General features: G+C 71.2%; 1 protein-coding gene. It reads left to right on the top strand.

The window, feature by feature from the left end:
• On the top strand, positions 1-493 hold a 493-nt coding region (locus JL475_RS39365), incomplete at both ends, for an FtsK/SpoIIIE domain-containing protein (protein ID WP_272933045.1).

Below are 493 nucleotides of genomic sequence, written 5' to 3'. Positions count from 1 at the left end.
GAAGTGTTCATCACCATCCCGCCCGCCCCGCGCACCGTCCGCCTGTGGATCGCCGACTCCGGCGCCCTCGACGAGCCCATCGGCCCGTCCCCGCTGATGCTCGAAGAGGACGCGACGGCCGACTACTACACCGGCAGCGCACCGTGGGGGCAGAACCTGCGCGGCGACGCCGTCGGCGTGAGCGTCTTCCAGCGGCACGTCCTGCTCACCGGCCTGTCCAACCAGGGCAAGACCGCTGCCCTGCGCGCGCTGGCCCTGTGGCTGGCCCTTGACGAGACCGTGGACTTCTACATCGCCGACCTGAAGGGCGTCGGCGACTGGCGGGGCTTCCTCGGGCTCGCCCAGGTCCTCATCCAGGGCCCGACCGACGAACACGTCGCCCAGGCCACCGACATGGTCGAGTGGGGCGTCGACGAGATGCAGAAGCGCATCGGCCTGCTGGAAGAGTCCGGCGCCACCGACGGCGTCACCCGCGAGATGGCCCGCACCGACC

The organism is Streptomyces sp. M2CJ-2, assembly GCF_016757295.1.
Classification (GTDB): domain Bacteria; phylum Actinomycetota; class Actinomycetes; order Streptomycetales; family Streptomycetaceae; genus Streptomyces.
Note: the sequence above shows the minus strand (reverse complement) of the source record. Positions and strands in the feature narration are given on the sequence as shown.